Origin of the sequence: Sorangium sp. So ce362 (assembly GCF_051519845.1) — a bacterium.
Taxonomy (GTDB): Bacteria; Myxococcota_A; Polyangia; order Polyangiales; family Polyangiaceae; genus Sorangium.
On sequence record NZ_CP150332.1, the window covers coordinates 5050724 to 5065534 of the forward strand.

At 71.8% G+C, this 14811-nt stretch carries 11 protein-coding genes; 4 read left to right on the forward strand and 7 right to left on the reverse strand.

Going from position 1 to position 14811, the window contains the following annotated elements; all coding sequences use genetic code 11:
* Nucleotides 1–44 precede the first annotated feature (44 nt).
* The 3 genes from fxsT to WMF17_RS19605 all read right to left on the reverse strand — a co-directional run bounded on the left by fxsT (nucleotide 45) and on the right by WMF17_RS19605 (nucleotide 5669).
* Complete coding sequence (gene fxsT / locus WMF17_RS19595; RefSeq protein WP_437603598.1) at nucleotides 45–2915, reverse strand: FxSxx-COOH system tetratricopeptide repeat protein; 2871 nt, start codon at nucleotides 2913–2915, stop codon at nucleotides 45–47.
* Nucleotides 2916–3063: 148 nt separating this feature from the next.
* Nucleotides 3064–4140, reverse strand: coding sequence for an ATP/GTP-binding protein (locus tag WMF17_RS19600; RefSeq protein ID WP_437603599.1), 1077 nt, complete (start codon nucleotides 4138–4140; stop codon nucleotides 3064–3066).
* A gap of 26 nt (nucleotides 4141–4166) precedes the next feature.
* A complete protein-coding gene (locus WMF17_RS19605) occupies nucleotides 4167–5669 on the reverse strand; it encodes an SIR2 family protein (RefSeq protein WP_437603600.1) in 1503 nt (500 codons plus the stop codon).
* Between the two features lie 240 nt (nucleotides 5670–5909).
* Between WMF17_RS19605 and WMF17_RS19610 the strand changes: the two genes are divergently transcribed.
* Together WMF17_RS19610 and WMF17_RS19615 are read left to right on the forward strand one after the other, a co-directional pair.
* Entirely contained in the window at nucleotides 5910–6869 is a 960-nt protein-coding gene (locus tag WMF17_RS19610) for a formylglycine-generating enzyme family protein (protein ID WP_437650709.1), read from the forward strand.
* Between the two features lie 67 nt (nucleotides 6870–6936).
* The gene (locus WMF17_RS19615) at nucleotides 6937–7881 is read left to right on the forward strand and encodes a metallophosphoesterase family protein (RefSeq protein WP_437603602.1); all 945 of its coding nucleotides are present in this window, start codon (nucleotides 6937–6939) and stop codon (nucleotides 7879–7881) included.
* A gap of 189 nt (nucleotides 7882–8070) precedes the next feature.
* On the opposite strand, the gene WMF17_RS19620 is transcribed toward WMF17_RS19615, so the two are convergent.
* Nucleotides 8071–8277 carry a cold-shock protein gene (locus WMF17_RS19620; protein WP_012236438.1) on the reverse strand — a complete coding sequence of 69 codons (207 nt, stop codon included), beginning with the start codon at nucleotides 8275–8277 and terminating at the stop codon, nucleotides 8071–8073.
* A gap of 737 nt (nucleotides 8278–9014) precedes the next feature.
* Here WMF17_RS19620 and WMF17_RS19625 point away from each other — a divergent pair.
* Both WMF17_RS19625 and def read left to right on the forward strand, forming a co-directional pair.
* Nucleotides 9015–11225, forward strand: coding sequence for an ATPase, T2SS/T4P/T4SS family (locus WMF17_RS19625; protein WP_437650710.1), 2211 nt, complete (start codon nucleotides 9015–9017; stop codon nucleotides 11223–11225).
* Nucleotides 11226–11374: 149 nt separating this feature from the next.
* Nucleotides 11375–11887, forward strand: coding sequence for a peptide deformylase (def, locus tag WMF17_RS19630; RefSeq protein ID WP_437603604.1), 513 nt, complete (start codon nucleotides 11375–11377; stop codon nucleotides 11885–11887).
* Nucleotides 11888–11905: 18 nt separating this feature from the next.
* On the opposite strand, the gene ribD is transcribed toward def, so the two are convergent.
* From ribD to fabF, 3 genes are read right to left on the reverse strand one after another with little or no spacing between them, the layout of a single operon-like run.
* A complete protein-coding gene (ribD, locus tag WMF17_RS19635) occupies nucleotides 11906–13051 on the reverse strand; it encodes a bifunctional diaminohydroxyphosphoribosylaminopyrimidine deaminase/5-amino-6-(5-phosphoribosylamino)uracil reductase RibD (protein ID WP_437603605.1) in 1146 nt (381 codons plus the stop codon).
* 16 nt (nucleotides 13052–13067) lie between these two features.
* On the reverse strand, nucleotides 13068–13529 hold the full coding sequence (gene nrdR / locus WMF17_RS19640; RefSeq protein WP_437650711.1) for a transcriptional regulator NrdR: 462 nt from the start codon (nucleotides 13527–13529) through the stop codon (nucleotides 13068–13070).
* A 24-nt stretch (nucleotides 13530–13553) separates the two neighbouring features.
* Nucleotides 13554–14801 (reverse strand): beta-ketoacyl-ACP synthase II, encoded by a 1248-nt coding sequence (gene fabF, locus WMF17_RS19645; protein WP_437603606.1) that lies wholly within the window; start codon nucleotides 14799–14801, stop codon nucleotides 13554–13556.
* Between the last annotated feature and the right edge of the window lie 10 nt (nucleotides 14802–14811).

Consider the following 14811-nt stretch of genomic DNA (forward strand, 5'->3'; position numbering starts at 1 on the left):
CGCGCCGAGCGCACCGCCGCGTCGCACGAGCGCCGCGCTTCTGCTCAGGTAGCCTCGGCGCTGCTCCCGAGCGCGTCGCCGAGGCGCGCCAGGTTCCGCGAGAAGATCTGCACCGACGGGTGCGACGGCCCGAGCGCCTTCGTGGCGATCGCCACCGCGCGCTCGATCTGCTGCCACGCGCCCGATAGATCGCCGAGCGCCTGCAGCACGCGCCCGAGGTTGTTCACGATGCTCGCCACGACCGGGTGATCCGGGCCGTAGGTGGCCTGCGCGATGCCGAGCGCCCGCTCCAGCTGCTCGCGCGCCCCGGGCAGCTCGCCGAGCGCTTGCAGCACGCTGCCGAGGTTGTTGCAGCCGATCGCCACCGCCGGATGATCCGGCCCGTACGTCGCCTCGGCGATCCTCAGCACGCGCGCGAAGTTCGCCCGCGCCCCCTCGAGATCACCGAGATCGCGCAGCACGCTGCCGAGATTGTTGATGTCCCGCGCGACGTCCGGGTGATCCGGCCCGTAGGTGTCCTCGACGATCGCGAGCGCGCGCTCGAAGTCGGCGCGCGCCCCGGCGAGGTCGCCGAGGTCGCGCAGCACGCGCCCGCGGTTGTTCAGCGCCAGCGCGAAGCGCGGGTGGTAGCAGCCGTAGCTGTGCTCGTCGATCTTGAGCGCCTCCTCGAACTGCTCGCGCGCGCCCTTCAGGTCGCCGAGATCGTGGAGCAGCCGGCCGAGGTTCGTGCGCCCGATCGCGACCGTCGGGTGCTCCTGCCCGTAGGCCCGGATGTCGATCACGAGCGCCCGCTCGAGGTGCACGCGCGCGCCGGCGAAGTCGCCGAGGTCGCGGAAGAGCGCGCCCAGGTTGTTGAGCCGTATCGCGACGCTCGGGTCGTCGGGGCCGTACGTCGCCTCGTCGATGGCGAGGGCGCGCTCCAGGTGCTTGCGCGCGCCCGGCAGATCGCCCTGATCCATGAGCACGCTGCCGAGGTCGTTCACGTCGCGCGCGACGTCCGGGTGGTCGGGGCCGAAGCTCGCGATGTCGATCGCCAGCGCGCGCTCCAGGTGGGCCCGCGCGCCGCCGAGGTCGCCGAGGTCGTGCAGGACGCTGCCGAGGCTGCGCAGCACGGCCGCGACCTTCGGGTCATCGTGGCCGAACGCCGCCTCGTGGAGCGCGAGCGCCCGCTCGAGGTATCCCTTCGCCTCCGCGAACGCCGCGCGCCCCTGCAGGTAGACGGCGAACCGGGCGAGGAGGCGCCCGCGCACCTCCTTCGCGACGTCGTAGGCCTCGGACTGGCTCGCCGCGGCGAGCGCGTGCGGCAGCCAGCGAGCGCAAAAGGGCCACGTCTCCACGTCGTCGCTGCTCTCGGGGAACGCGTGATCGACGAGGCGGACCGCCGCCTCGGCCCACACCCGCCGGTCCTGAGGCGAGAGGCGATCACGGACCACCGCCTGGACGAGCCGGTGCACCGAGAGCGCGCCCTCGTGCACGTCGATGAACGAGTAGCGGCGGAGCGCGGCGACCGCCTCGTCGAGCATCAGCGGATCGCTCAGCGCCTCCGCGAGCGCCGGCGGCAGGTGCGGCGCGGCGTCGGCGAGGCCCTCGCGCGGGATGTCGTCGGGCGCGAGGAACGCGCACAGGCTCAGCAGATCGACGGCGACGGGCGAGAAGCGCTGCGCCTCCTGGAACGCGAGGCCCCAGGTCGTGGCGACCGGCGTCGGGTAATCCATCGGCACCCCGCGGAGCAACAGCTCGCGCTGATGGTCGCCGAAGACCGCGTGGTAGGTCGCGATCGAGGACCTCGTCTCCTTGATGGTCGCCGCCGCCTGCACCAGCGCGAGCGGCAGACCGCCGAGCGTCTCGGCGAGCCTCTCCGCGGCGCGCTCGTCGCTCTGCCCGGTCCGCTCGAGCAGGAACTTCACCGAGTCGGCGCGAGCGAGCGCCGGCACGGTGAGCGGCGTGGCGATGCCGCGAAAGCTCGGGTTGCGCGAGGTGATCAGGATGTGCCCGGTGCGCGGGTGCGGGAGGTACGGGGCGACGTCCCGCGGGTCGTTGACGTTGTCGAAGACGAGGAGCCATTTGTCGTTGCGCGACAGCCACGACCGGACCGCCTCGATCGCGATCCGCTGGTCGGCCTCGTTCTGCTCCGGCAGGTCGAGCGCCGCGGCGAGGCGCGCGAAGTCCTCGGCCATCGTCGCCGGCTCCTCGGCGCGGACCCACCAGACGACGTTGTACTGGCTCGCGTACCGGTGCGCGTACTCCGCGGCGAGCTGCGTCTTGCCGATCCCGCCGAGGCCGCTGATCGCCTGCGTGAGCGCCGCGGGCCCGCCCGTCGTGAGCGCGCTCCGCAGCTCGTCGAGGAGCTGGTCGCGCCCGGTGAAGCTCGGGTTGCGCGGCGGGAGCTTCTTGATGTGCGGCTCGGCGTCGGGCGAGCTCGACTGTCGCCGGGGGGCCGGCCGCTGCGTCGGCGGCTCCGTCTCGCGGACGGCGCTCCGTATCCCCTTCGCGATCTCGGTGAAGGCCTCGCTCTGGTTGGGGTAGCTCGTCACGGGCCGCGCGCGGTTGGGCAGCGGCTGCAGCGTGCCGAGCACCGTCTTCTCCCAGGCGCAGGGCCGCAGGATGACGGGGATGACACGACATTCCCCCGCCTCGTGCCGGGCGATCGCCTCCCGGATCTCCGGCGAGAGCCACGCGTCGGCGTTGAGGAAGTCCGCGCTCACGAGCAGCAGCACGACCCGGGCCTCGCGCAGCCTCGCCGCGAACGCCTCTCGCCGCTCCCTCCCCCCGCCGAGCGCGAAGCCCTGGTACGTCCGGATGACCCCCTGCCGCTTGAGCGCGTCGAGGTGCGTCTCGAGCTTGGGCCGCAGATCCTCGTCCCTCGGGGCGTAGGAGAAGAACACATCGGCGGGGCTCGTCGCCAAGGCAACCATAGTTCCTCTCGCGGGCCTTAAGGTCTCACGACGGACCTGAAGCGCAACGAGAATACGCGGTCGGGAAAGACCCAGGAAGAGACGGTATATGACGCTCTCGGCGGATACATGCGGGTCGAACCTCCATGGCTGCTTCGGGGGGGTTGCCTTACCCCGAATCCGGCTCCGTCCTACCTTCGCGTTCCTCTTCCGTGCTGGGGAAGAACCTGCCGGAAGCCTGGACGATGCGGCGCGCCGCTTCCATCCATTGCCGCCGATCGTCCCGTCGCAGCTGGTTGCGGACGACGATTTTCACGAGACGATGAACGCTGAGCGCGTGCGGCCGCACCTCGATCAGCGAGTGCAGCCGCAGCATCGCGATCGCGTCGTCGAGCGCGAGCGGGTCGTACTCGTTCAGCGCCCGCCGCGGGATCGCGTCCATCGGCAGGAATGAGCAGAGGCTGAGGAGCTCCGCCGCGGCCTGGTGGCTGAACACCGCGGCGAGCGCGCTCTCCCACGTGGTCGCGACCGTCACCGGGAAGCTGACCGGGCGCTCCAGGAGCGCGGCCGGTCGCTGGCGGAACAGCGCGAGGTACTCCGCGAGCGGGCGCCCGGTCTCCTCGATGTACGCGCCGGCCTGCGCCAGGGCGAGCGGCAGGTCACCGAGCTCCTCGGCGAGCGCGTCGGCCGACTCCGCGTCGGTCTCGCCCGTGCGCCGCAGCAGGAAGCTCACCGACTCGGCGCGCTCGATGCCGCGGACGGTCACCGTCGTGAGCCCGCGCCAGATCGGATTCTGCGACGTCGTGATGATGTGGCCGCCGTGCGAGACGCTCGGTACGTAGGGCTCGACCTCGCTCGGGTCGCGCACGCTGTCGAAGAAGAGGAGCCAGCGCCCGCGGCGCCCGAGCCTGTTGCGCACCGCCGCGACCCCGCGCGCCGGATCCAGCTGCTCGTGATCGGGCAGCCGCATCTCGGCGGCGAGCGCCATGAAGGCGGCGTCCATCGTCGCCGGGCTCTGGCCGTCGATCAGGAAGACCGTGTCGTAGGCGCTGGCGTTGCGGTACGCGTACTCGATGGCGAGCTTTGTCTTGCCGGTGCCGCCGAGCCCGCAGAGCGGCGCCATGCCGCGCCTCGCGAGCGCGGCGCCGATCTCGGCGAGCAGATCCTCGCGCGCGGCCAGGTTCCGGCTGCTCCACGCGGGGACGCTCCAGATCCCGGGCGGCGGTGGCACCTCTGATTGGCTCACCGGCTGGGCGCCGGTGCTCGGTGAGCCTACGGGGGGTTTTGGGTGAGCTGCTCGACCTGCTTTCGGATGCCCTTGGCGATGTCTGTGAAGGCCTCGCTCTGGTTGACCCAGCTCGTCACCGGGCGCCCGCCCCGCGGCAGGCTGGCCAGCTTGCCGAAGGGCGCGCCCTCCCAGTCACAGGCGTCGAGGATGACCGGGATGACGCGCGCCTCACCCCGCTCGTGACGATCGATCGCCTTCTGCATCTCGACGTCGTAACAGAAGTCCGACGCGAGAAAATCGGCGCTGATGAGCAGGAGGACGACCCTCGCGGTCTCGAGGTGCTCGGCGAGCGCCCTGTCGCGCTCCTCGCCGGCGCCGATCTCGCCGTCGTGCCAGCCGCGGATGACGCCCTTGCGCTTGAGGATGGCGAGGTGCGTCTCGAGCTTGTCGCGCAGCTCGCGGTTGCTCTCCGAGTACGAGAAGAACACCTCGATGGGGCTCGCCGGAGGCTCGGACACCCGGTCGCGCCGCGGAGGGTCGAGCGCCCCCGGCACCGTGACCGCGTCGTCGTACGCGGCCGGGCCGGGCGGGAGATCGTACGCCGGGAAGCCGAGCGGCGACGACGACGGCGGGAGCTCCAGGTCGGGGATCGGCGGCGGGACGATCGAGCGGGAGCGGAGCGGCGTCGCGCGCGGGCGGGGCGCGCACATGCGCTCGAGGATCGCGAGCGCCTTGTCGTGGCTGCCGTCGGCGGTGTCGTAGGGCAGGAGCAGGAACCCCATGTCCACGAGCGTCGCGCGGCGGTACGGCGTCAGGCTCGCGCTCGGGACGATGACGAAGCGGGGCGGCGGCGAGCTGCCCGAGAGCGCGTGGATGTCCGACAGCATCTCGTCGAAGCTGTCGTCGGCGCGCCCGAATCCGATGAAGAGCACGGGGCACTTCGAGAGCACGGCCGTGAGCGACCTGCGCACGGCGGGGGCCGCGATCGACGCGAGGAAACGCTCGCGCGCGAGCACCCAGCTGCCCGGCTCCTTCAGCGTACCGTGCAGCTTGAGGATGAACCGCCGCCGCCACGCGGCCTCGTCGGTGACGCGCGACATGGTGTCCCACTCGATGCCAAAGGCGCGCTCGAGCAGGTGGTTGAGGTTCGTGGTGAGCACCGCGCGCAGCTTGTCCCGCAGCGCGGCGATCGCGAGCGCGATGCGCGGCGGCTCGAGCCCCTCGTCGTCGAGCGCGTCCTCGACGAACGCGTTGAACTCCGCCGCGCCGAGGGCGTGCTCCGCCGCGGCGAGCGCCTCGCTGTAGCGCTGCGATCGCGCGAGCGACGCGACCTCGGCGGTCACGACGTCGTCGCCGACCTGCTCTCGCACCCGCTCGACGAGCAGGTCGACGAGCTGGCGCCACGTCGGCAGCCCGGCCGCGGCCGAGATGCCTCCCCCCACGAAGAGCACGAGCTCTCCGCTCTCGAACGCCTCATGCAGCTCTTCGATCACCGCGGCGTCGAGCTCCGCGCTCATCGTGTTCGCGTTGTCCATAAGGGTTGACATCGAGCCCCTCGAGTCTATCGCTCCTCGGCGCCCGGCGCACTTTTGCGACGCGTCGCGCTCACCTTCGCTCATGACGCGCGACGCCGCGTCGAGCGCGCGACGCCGCGTCGAGCGCCGCGCCCACGACGTCCCAGACGACAGACCGCGTCGCCTCGGGCGCGGTGCCGCCTCGGGCGCAGTGAAGCGCGGTCAGAGCAGGCGGAAACAGTCCGCAAGCCTGGAGCATGCTACGCCTCCGACATGCGTCCGGCGGCTCTCTTCACGCTGGCCACGCTGGCCTCGATTTTCGCAGTCTCCATGATCGGTCTGGCTGCCCCTCCCTCCCGCACGCGCCGCGCCCCGCGCCTTCCGGCGAGCGCGGAGGCCGCGCTCCCGGCGGGCGCCGGCGGCCCGCGCTCGCCCGCGAGCGTCGTCGCGCTGCGCGCGCCCGGCCCACCTGCGGTCCTTGTGCGCGCAGGGAGCTTCACGATGGGCTCGAGCGAGATCGAGATCGCGCACGCGGTGACGCTCTGCAAGCTCGAGCCGCGCGGCGATCTGTGCGTCGACGAGACCGAGGCGAGCTTCGCGAACGAGCTCGTACCGCACGAGGTGTACCTGTCGGACTTCTGGATCGACCGCACCGAAGTGACCGTCGCGAGCTACCGCCGATGCGTCTCGGCCGGACTCTGCACCGAGCCTCCCTATGCGTCCGGCGGGCAGCGGTTCGATCGGCTGGATTATCCGGTCGTGCTCGTCTCGTGGAGCGATGCGCAGCGCTACTGCGCCTGGGCCGGCGGTCGCTTGCCGACCGAGGCCGAGTGGGAGCGCGCCGCGCGCGGCGCGGCCGGGCGCCGCTACCCCTGGGGCCATGTCTACAACCCCTTCCACGCGAACCACGGGAGGCTTTCGTTCGACGAGCTCGATGACGGCGACGGCTTCCTCGAGCTCGCTCCCGTGGGCTCGCTCGTCTCCGGGCGGACCCCCGACGGCATCGACGATCTCGCCGGCAACGTCGAGGAGTGGGTCGCCGATTACTACCATCCCGAGTATCCAAGCAGCAGCGCGAAGGACCCGCGGGGGCCCGACATGGGCGAGGAGCGCGTGCTGCGGGGCGGCAGCTATATCCTGGGTCGGCCCTGGCTGCGCGGCGCCGCGCGAGGGCACGACCTTCCGACGAGCCGCCGGGCATGGCGCGGCTTCCGCTGCGCGCGCGACGCATGAGCCGGAACGCAGGCGACGAGCCCGCGCTGCGGTTGGCCGCCGCGCGGGAAGGGCCCATACTGCGCCCGTGAGGATCGCGCACCTCTCTGATCTGCACCTCCTGTCCCTCGAGGGGGCCATCCCGTTCCGGCTGCTGAACAAGCGGCTGACGGGCTACATCAACCTTCGCTTCCGGCGCCGCGCCATCCACAAGCCGCACCCGGTGCACGCGGCGGCGAAGGAGATCCGGCGGCTCGACGTGGACCACGTCGTCATCACCGGCGACGTGTCGAACCTCGCGCTCGAGCGAGAGTTCGGCCTCGTCCGCGACTTCCTGCAGCGCGATCTCGGGTTCCCTCCCGACCGGGTGAGCATCGTCCCGGGGAACCACGACGCGTACACGAAGGGCGCGCACCGCTCGCAGCGGTTCTCGCAGTACTTCGCGCCGTACCTGCGCTCCGACCTCCCGCTCGACGCGCCGGGGGGACGCGATGACATCGAGCCCGGCAGCGACGGTGGGGGCTCGGCGTTCCCCTTCGTGCACCTGCGCGGGCCGGTGGCGATCATCGGCCTGTCGACCGCCTGGCCCCGTCCCCCGCTGGTGGCCTCGGGGCGGATCGGCCCGGTCCAGCTGCGCGCGCTGGAGCGTGTGCTGTCGCACCCGGAGGTGCGACGGCGAACGCCGATCGTGCTCCAGCATCACCCCTTCCACAACCCTGCGAGCCGGGCGAAGACCTTGCTCGAGGGCCTGGGAGACGCCGCGGCCGAGGGGCGGCTGCTCCGGCAGGTCAGCCGCGGCCTGCTGCTGCACGGGCACCTGCACCGGCGCATTCACCGGAAGCTGCACACCGAGCGGGGTCACATTGACGCCGTGGGCGCCGCCAGCGCCTCGCTGCTTCACGAGAGCGATGAGCGGATGGCCGGGTTCAACGTCTACGAGGTCGACGACGCGGGGGCGATCACGGGCATCACCTCGCACCGCTTCGTGCCGGGTCAAGAGGCGTTCCGCGAGGTCCCGGTACCCGAGCGCTGAGCGCGATCGGCGACGCGCCCCACCGGAGGCGGCGCTCGCCGAGCGCCCCACCGGAGCCGCGCGCAGATCCTCCGCTGCGCGCGGGACCCGCCTTGCGGGCGCGCGATGATCAGGCTCGGAGGTGGGATGGATCGTGCGCAGCGGAGGCGCTGCGCGGGCAGTCCGGTGGGGCGCTGGTCAGGAGGAGAGTCAGGCGGTGGCGCGGATCACGTTGACCGCCTGGAGACCTTTGGGACCTTCTTTGATCTCAAATTCAACGGTCTCGTCCTCGAACAGACGGCGGCGCCCCTCCCCGTTGATCTGCGAATAATGAACGAAGACGTCGGGGCCAGTCTCTTGCTTAATGAAGCCCCAGCCCTTCTCATCGTTGAACCACTTTACCTTGCCAACTGCCATATTTCCTCCACTTCAGAGCTCGTCGATACCCGAGGCGCGCAGGCTGGCAGTCGGGAGGAGACCGCGGCTGCGGTCCCTGATTCCGATGCGGGCTTGGCTGATTGCAGCAACCCCCCCTCGTAGACAGATCCAGCTTGCGCAGGGCGATTGCCCAGCCGCTGGTTGATGTGCATGCGCGGCGACTTCGACGATTCTCCCCGGTCCGAGCGGGCGCCAACGTAAACGGCTCGAACCGCCAAGGTCAAGCAGCGATGATGGTTCGGCACGCGCTGACGCGGGGGCAGTGCCGCGTCACCGGCAGTCCCTCCTTGCAGCAGCTCCCGACGAGAATGTTCCGCCGTACAGCAGATCCTGACGGCGAGTGGAAAGCGCGTTCGAATCACGGGCGCGTCGCGCGGTGCGAAGCAGAATTCGCGCGGCCGTCAAGATTTGCGCTCCTATCGAAGAGCCTTGTGCGTCGGCCCGTGCATGGCGTCGCGCCCTCCACGCGCGTCTCGAGGTGTCGCGTGGCGGGTGACCTCCCGCGGGCGTCGTGCAGCTGGCGCTGGCCGACGATGGCTCCGCCTGTTCGCCGACGAGCCGCCGGCGTCTCCCCGGCGCGAGCGCGCGGCGGCTCGATTTCCTGGACCCGCGCCTCCGCGCTCCGCCTGCACCGCGCCGCCTGAGCGCGGCGGGCGCGCGCCTGGGCTCGCGCCCGCTCGCCGCCCGGGAGCAGGATCCGAAGGCATCTCGTTGACATGTCTGTTCGAGCTTGCTCGTATGGCGTGGCGAGGGCATCGGGTCTCACCTCCGCCCTGGCCCCGCGAGGCGACGACGAGATGTTCTCGGTGATCATCAGCGAGAAAGGGGGCGCGGAGCGCCGCGAAACCTTCGACCGGACAGAGATCAACGTCGGTCGCGTGCAGGGCAACGACCTGATGCTGCCGAAGGGCAACGTGTCGAAGCGGCACGCTCGGCTGCTCTTCCGCGACGGGCGCTTCATCGTCACCGACCTCAAGAGCACGAACGGCACGTATGTCAACGGCCGGAAGATCGCTCAGGCGACGATCGTTCGCGAGGGCGACAAGATCTACATCGGCGACTTCGTGCTGCGGATCGAGACGGCCGCGGCCGGAACGGCGCCCCCGGACAGCACGGCGCCGCCGGCGCGCGTGCCGGAGGAGACGGGCACGGGCGATCCGGCGCATCTGGCCGACCGCGCGCCGCCGTCCGCCGAGAAGGGGCTGCACCGGTCGGCGCCCCTGCCGCTGATCAACGAGAAGGGCGAGCCATCGCGCACCAGCCAGGGCGTGATCAGCCACTTCCCGCTCGAGAACGATCCGGACGAGTCGGCCGAGGCCGCCGCGCCCGTCCCCGGTCCGCCGCGCATCCCCTCACCTCGCCCGCCCATCGTGCCCGGCGCGCCGGGCGGCGCATACGCCCCGCCGCTGCCGGTCCCTCCCGCGGCGCCCAACGCCTCCCCGGCGCGCGACGGTCGCGCGGCGGTCCACACCGTCCACCCGACCATGCAGATGGCGCGCCCGTACCCGACCGTGACCCCGCTGCCGGGACAGGGCGGAGCGAGCGCCGCCGCGCCGCCGCAGGGCGCTGCGACCGTCGCCGTCCACCCCAGCGTGGTCCCCATCCCCAGCCGGCGCGCCATCCCGCCCGTATCGGACCGGGTCGATCGCGGGCAGGGCGATTCGGCGCAGGCCGTGGCGCACCGCAGGGCGCTCGGGCGCCTCGTGGAGCGGCTCGGCGACAGGGTCGACCTCGCGCCGCTCGACGGCGGCGCGCCGCCGGACGGCGCGCTCGCCCAGCGGATCGAGCAGGCCATCGCCGCCTGCGCGGAGGCGATGCGCGCGGCGGGCGAGCTGCCCTCCGAGATCGACGCCGAGGCGCTCATGGCCGACGCGCAGCGGGAGCTCCTCACGCTCGGCCCGCTCGATCGCCTGCTCGACGACGCCGAGGTCGGTGAGATCCAGGTGTTCCGTCACGACCACGTGATCGCGATGCACGGGCGCCGGCGCGCGATCACGGAGGTCGGGTTCAGCAGCGAGCGCGCGGTCGACCGGGCCATCCGCCGGCTCTGCGTGATGGCCGGGCAGCCGCTCGAGGGCGGCGCGCGCTTCGTCGAGCGGACCCTGCCGAGAGGGCAGCGGCTCTTCGCCGTGCTCCCGCCGGCGGCGACCTCCACGCTGGTGATCCGGAAGCCGCAGCGCCCCGATGTCACGCTCGAAGACCTGGTGCGCAACGGGACGATCTCGCGCGCGATGGCCGGGCTGCTCTCCCAGTGCGTGCTCGGGCGCGGCAACCTCCTCGTCACGGGGACGCGGGACGCAGGGACGGGCTGGTTGCTCGGCGCGCTCGCGGCCGCAGCGCAGCCCGACGATCGGTTCGTCGTGCTCCAGGACGAGGACGAGCTCGCCCTCGATCAGCCCAACACCCTGTCGATCGCGCTCGGCAGCACGACGGCGGAGCGGACGCGGGCGGTGCAGGCGGCCGTGCGCATCCGGCCCGAACGGGTCGTGGTGAGCTCGTTCTCGGGCCACGTCGCGGCCGAGATCGTGGATGCGATCGGCGGCGGCATGGACGGCGTGCTCGCGGCCGCCCGGGCGCCCACGCTGCGGCAGGCGGTGACGCGGCTCCCCGCGGACATCGCCGCGACCCGCCCGGGGATCACGCCGGAGACGGCGCGCGAGTGGCTGGCGTCGTCGTTCGATCTGGCGATCGAGATCGCGCTGCTCCGCGACGGTCGTCACCGCGTGCTCCGCATGGCCGAGCTCGCGGTCGAGAACGGGCAGATCGCCATTCGCGACGTCTTCACGTTCGTGGTCGAGCGGACGGCCGCCGGCGGCGCGCTCGAGGGGACGTTCCACCCTTCCGGGCTGGTGCCGGACATCGTGGAAGACCTCCAGTCCCGCGGGCTCACCGTCGATACGTCGACCTCGTTCCGCAGGAACCGCTAGCTCCGCCCGCCGAGATCCGGCCAGCAAACGGCCACCAGCAACGGCCAGCAACGGCCAGGAACGACAAAGACGGGAAGAACTCTGGCGCGCGCGACGGGAACGTCTTGACGAGCGCCGGCGAGAAACGGAGGTTATGCTGTTGAGCAGCCATGGCCATCCGCACCATCCTCCACTATCCCGATCCGCGGCTGCGACAGAAGGCGCAGCCGGTCGGGGACATCACCCCCGAAATCACGAGGCTTATCGACGACATGGCCGAGACCATGTACGCCGCGCCCGGCGTCGGTCTCGCGGCCACGCAGATCGGGGAGCCACACCGCATCTTCCTCGTTGACATCGCCTCCGACAACGAGCCGAGCAACCTCCTCGTGTTCATCAACCCGGAGATCGTCCGGCAGGAGGGGCAGCAGGTCGGCCCCGAAGGGTGCCTGTCGTTCCCCGGCATCAGCGAGGACATCAAGCGCGCCGAGAGCGTCCGCGTCCGCGCCCGCGGGCGCGATGGCGCGACGTTCGAGATCGCGGCCGACGGCCTGCTCGCCGTGGCCGTCCAGCACGAGCTCGATCACCTGGACGGCGTGCTGATGATCGACCGGATGGGCACGCTCAAGAAGCGCATCGTCCAGCGGAAGATGCAGAAGCGCGGCGCCGAGGCGGCGGGCTGAGCCGCGCGAGCGCCCTGATCAGCTGCGCGCCGGGAAGGCCAGAGGGCCGCTGACGTACGCGTCGCGGCCGCAGAGCTCCCAGCGCGGATCGACGATCCGGGGCGCGTCCCCCGGCGTGTCCGGGCCGGCCCAGTCGACCGCGCCCGGCCGTCCGCGGGGGCCGAGCAGGATGGGCGCGACGAAGGCGTGCAGCTCGTCCGGCAAGCGCGACGCGAGCAGGCTGCCGGCGAGCTCGGCGCCGCCCTCCACGAGGATGGAGACGATCCCCTGCGAGGCGCAGAGGCGCATCGCGGCGGTCACGTCGACGCGGCCCTCCGCCGAGGTCGGCGCGCGCAGGACGACGCAGCCCGCGTCCACGAGGACCTGCTCCGCCGCCTCGGGCGCGTCGGCGCCCGTGAGCACCCACGTCGGCACCTCCCGCGCCGTCTGCGCGAGGCGCGTGTGGAGCGGCAGCCGGAGCCGCGTGTCGAAGACGAGCCGGATGGGGCTCCGCCCGCCGGGCGCGAGCCCTGCCTCGCGCAGCGTGAGCCGCGGATCGTCGGCCAGCGCGGTGCCGATCCCGATCGCCACCGCGTCGTGGCGCGAGCGGAGCTCCTGCACCTTGGCGCGTGCCTCCGGGCCGGTGACCCACTTCGAGGCCCCCGTGCGGGTCGCGATGCGACCGTCCAGCGACAGGGCGAGCTTGAGCGCGATGTGGGGGATGCCGGTCGTGATGAACTTGGTCCACGGCGCGATCACCGCGCGGGCCTCGGCGCCGGCGACGCCGATCTCGACGGCGAGGCCGGCGTCGCTGAGCCGCTGCGCCCCGCCGCCGACCACCCCGGGGTTCGGATCGGGCGCGCCGATGACGACGCGCTTGATGCCGGCGCTCAGCACCGCGTCCACGCAGGGCGGCGTGCGCCCCTCATGGTTGCAGGGCTCCAGCGTCACGTAGAGCGTCCCGCCGCGCGCGACGTCCCCGGCCATCGCGAGCGCGAGCACCTCCGCGTGCTCCTCGCCGGCCCGCGCGTGGTGCGCGACGGCGACGACCTCCCCCGCGGCGTTCACCACCACCGCGCCGACCGGGGGGTTCGGCGACGGCATCGCCTTGTGCGCCTCCTCGATGGCGAGGCGCATCATCGCGGCGTCGAACTCGGGATCGGGGGTGGGGAGCTTCGCAGACATCGAAGTGCCGGATCTACTAGGGCCCCTTGGCCTTCACAAGCTTGCCAAGCTCGACCATGAACTGGTCGATGTCCCGAAAGGAACGATAGACGCTGGCGAACCGGACATAGGCGACCTCATCGAGTGTCCGCAGGTGGTTCATCACCCGTTCGCCGAGCTCGGTCGACAGGATCTCCCGCCGCTCGGACTCCTGCGCCTCGCGCTCGATCGCGTCGGCAATGGCCTCGATCTGGTCGGTGGACACGGGCCGCTTGTTGCACGCGATCCGCAGCCCCCGCACGAGCTTCTGCCGGTCGAACGGCTCGCGCCGGCCGTCCTTCTTGACGACCGTCGGCAAGATGTCCTCGACGCGCTCGTAGGTCGTGAACCTGCGCTCGCACGAGGCGCACTCACGTCGCCGGCGGATCACCTCACCCGCGCCGCCGGCGCGGGAGTCGATGACCCGGTCTTCGAGATGGCCGCAAAATGGGCACTTCATCGAGCCATCCAGCGCGGCGCGCGATCAGCCGTCGAACTGGGAGAACACGAGCGACACGTTCGTCCCGCCGAAGCCGAAGGAGTTCGACATCACGTGCGTCAGGCGGCGCTCGCGGGAGGTGAACGGCACGTAGTCCAGGATTGTGCACTCGGGATCGGGGTCGTCCAGGTTGAGCGTCGGCGGCACCGCGCCGTGGCGCAGCGCGAGGGCGCAGAGCGCCGCCTCGACCCCGCCTGCACCCCCGAGCAGGTGGCCCATCGCCGACTTCGTCGAGCTCACCCAGAGGCGCTTCGACGCCGCGTGGTCGCCGAAGACCTTCAGGATCGCCCGGGTCTCCTCGATGTCGCCCTGGGGCGTCGAGGTGCCATGGGCGTTGATGTAGTCGATCGCGTCGGGCGCGAGCCTGGCGTCTTCGAGCGCCATCCTCATCGCGCGCTGCGCCCCGGCGCCCTCGGGCGCCGGCTTCGTGATGTGGTACGCGTCGCACGAGGCGCCGTACCCCACGACCTCCGCGTAGATCTTCGCGCCGCGTCGCTTCGCGTGGGAGAGCGACTCGAGCAGCAGCGACCCGGCGCCCTCGGAGCAGACGAAGCCGTCGCGCCCCTTGTCCCAGGGGCGGCTCGCCCGCTGCGGCTCCTCGTTGCGCCGCGAGAGCGCGAACATCGCGCAGAAGCCGCCGATGCCGAGGCCGGTGATCGTCGCCTCCGCGCCGCCCGTGAGCATGATCTGCGAGCGCCCTCGGCGGATCCACTCGAACGCCTCGCCGAGGGAGTGCGCGCTCGACGAGCACGCGCTCGTGTTGCAGTAGCTCGCGCCCCGCAGGTCGAGCGCCAGCGCCACCTGTCCGGCGGCGAGGTTCGCGATGACCGTCGGGATGAAATAGGGGCTGACCTTGTGGGGGCCCTTCTCGTGCAGCGTGATCGAGTGCTGGAACAGGTACTCGAGGCCACCGAGGCCGACGCCGATGAAGGTGCCGCACTGATCGCGGTCCTCCTCGGTGAACTCGATCCCCGCGTCCTTCACGCACATCTGCGAGGCGGCGATGGAGAGCTGGGCGAAGCGGCCCATCTCCTTCACCTTCTTCTTGGGGATGTACTCCTCCGGGGCGAAGCCCTTCACCTCGCCGGCGAAGCGCGTCGGAAAGACGCCCGCGTCGAAGAGGGTGATGGGTCCGATACCGGACTGACCAGCCAGCAAAGATTGCCAGGTGGCCTGCGTCCCGATGCCGTTGGGCGTCATGAGCCCGATGCCGGTGATGACAACGCGTTCCATGGCTCTTATT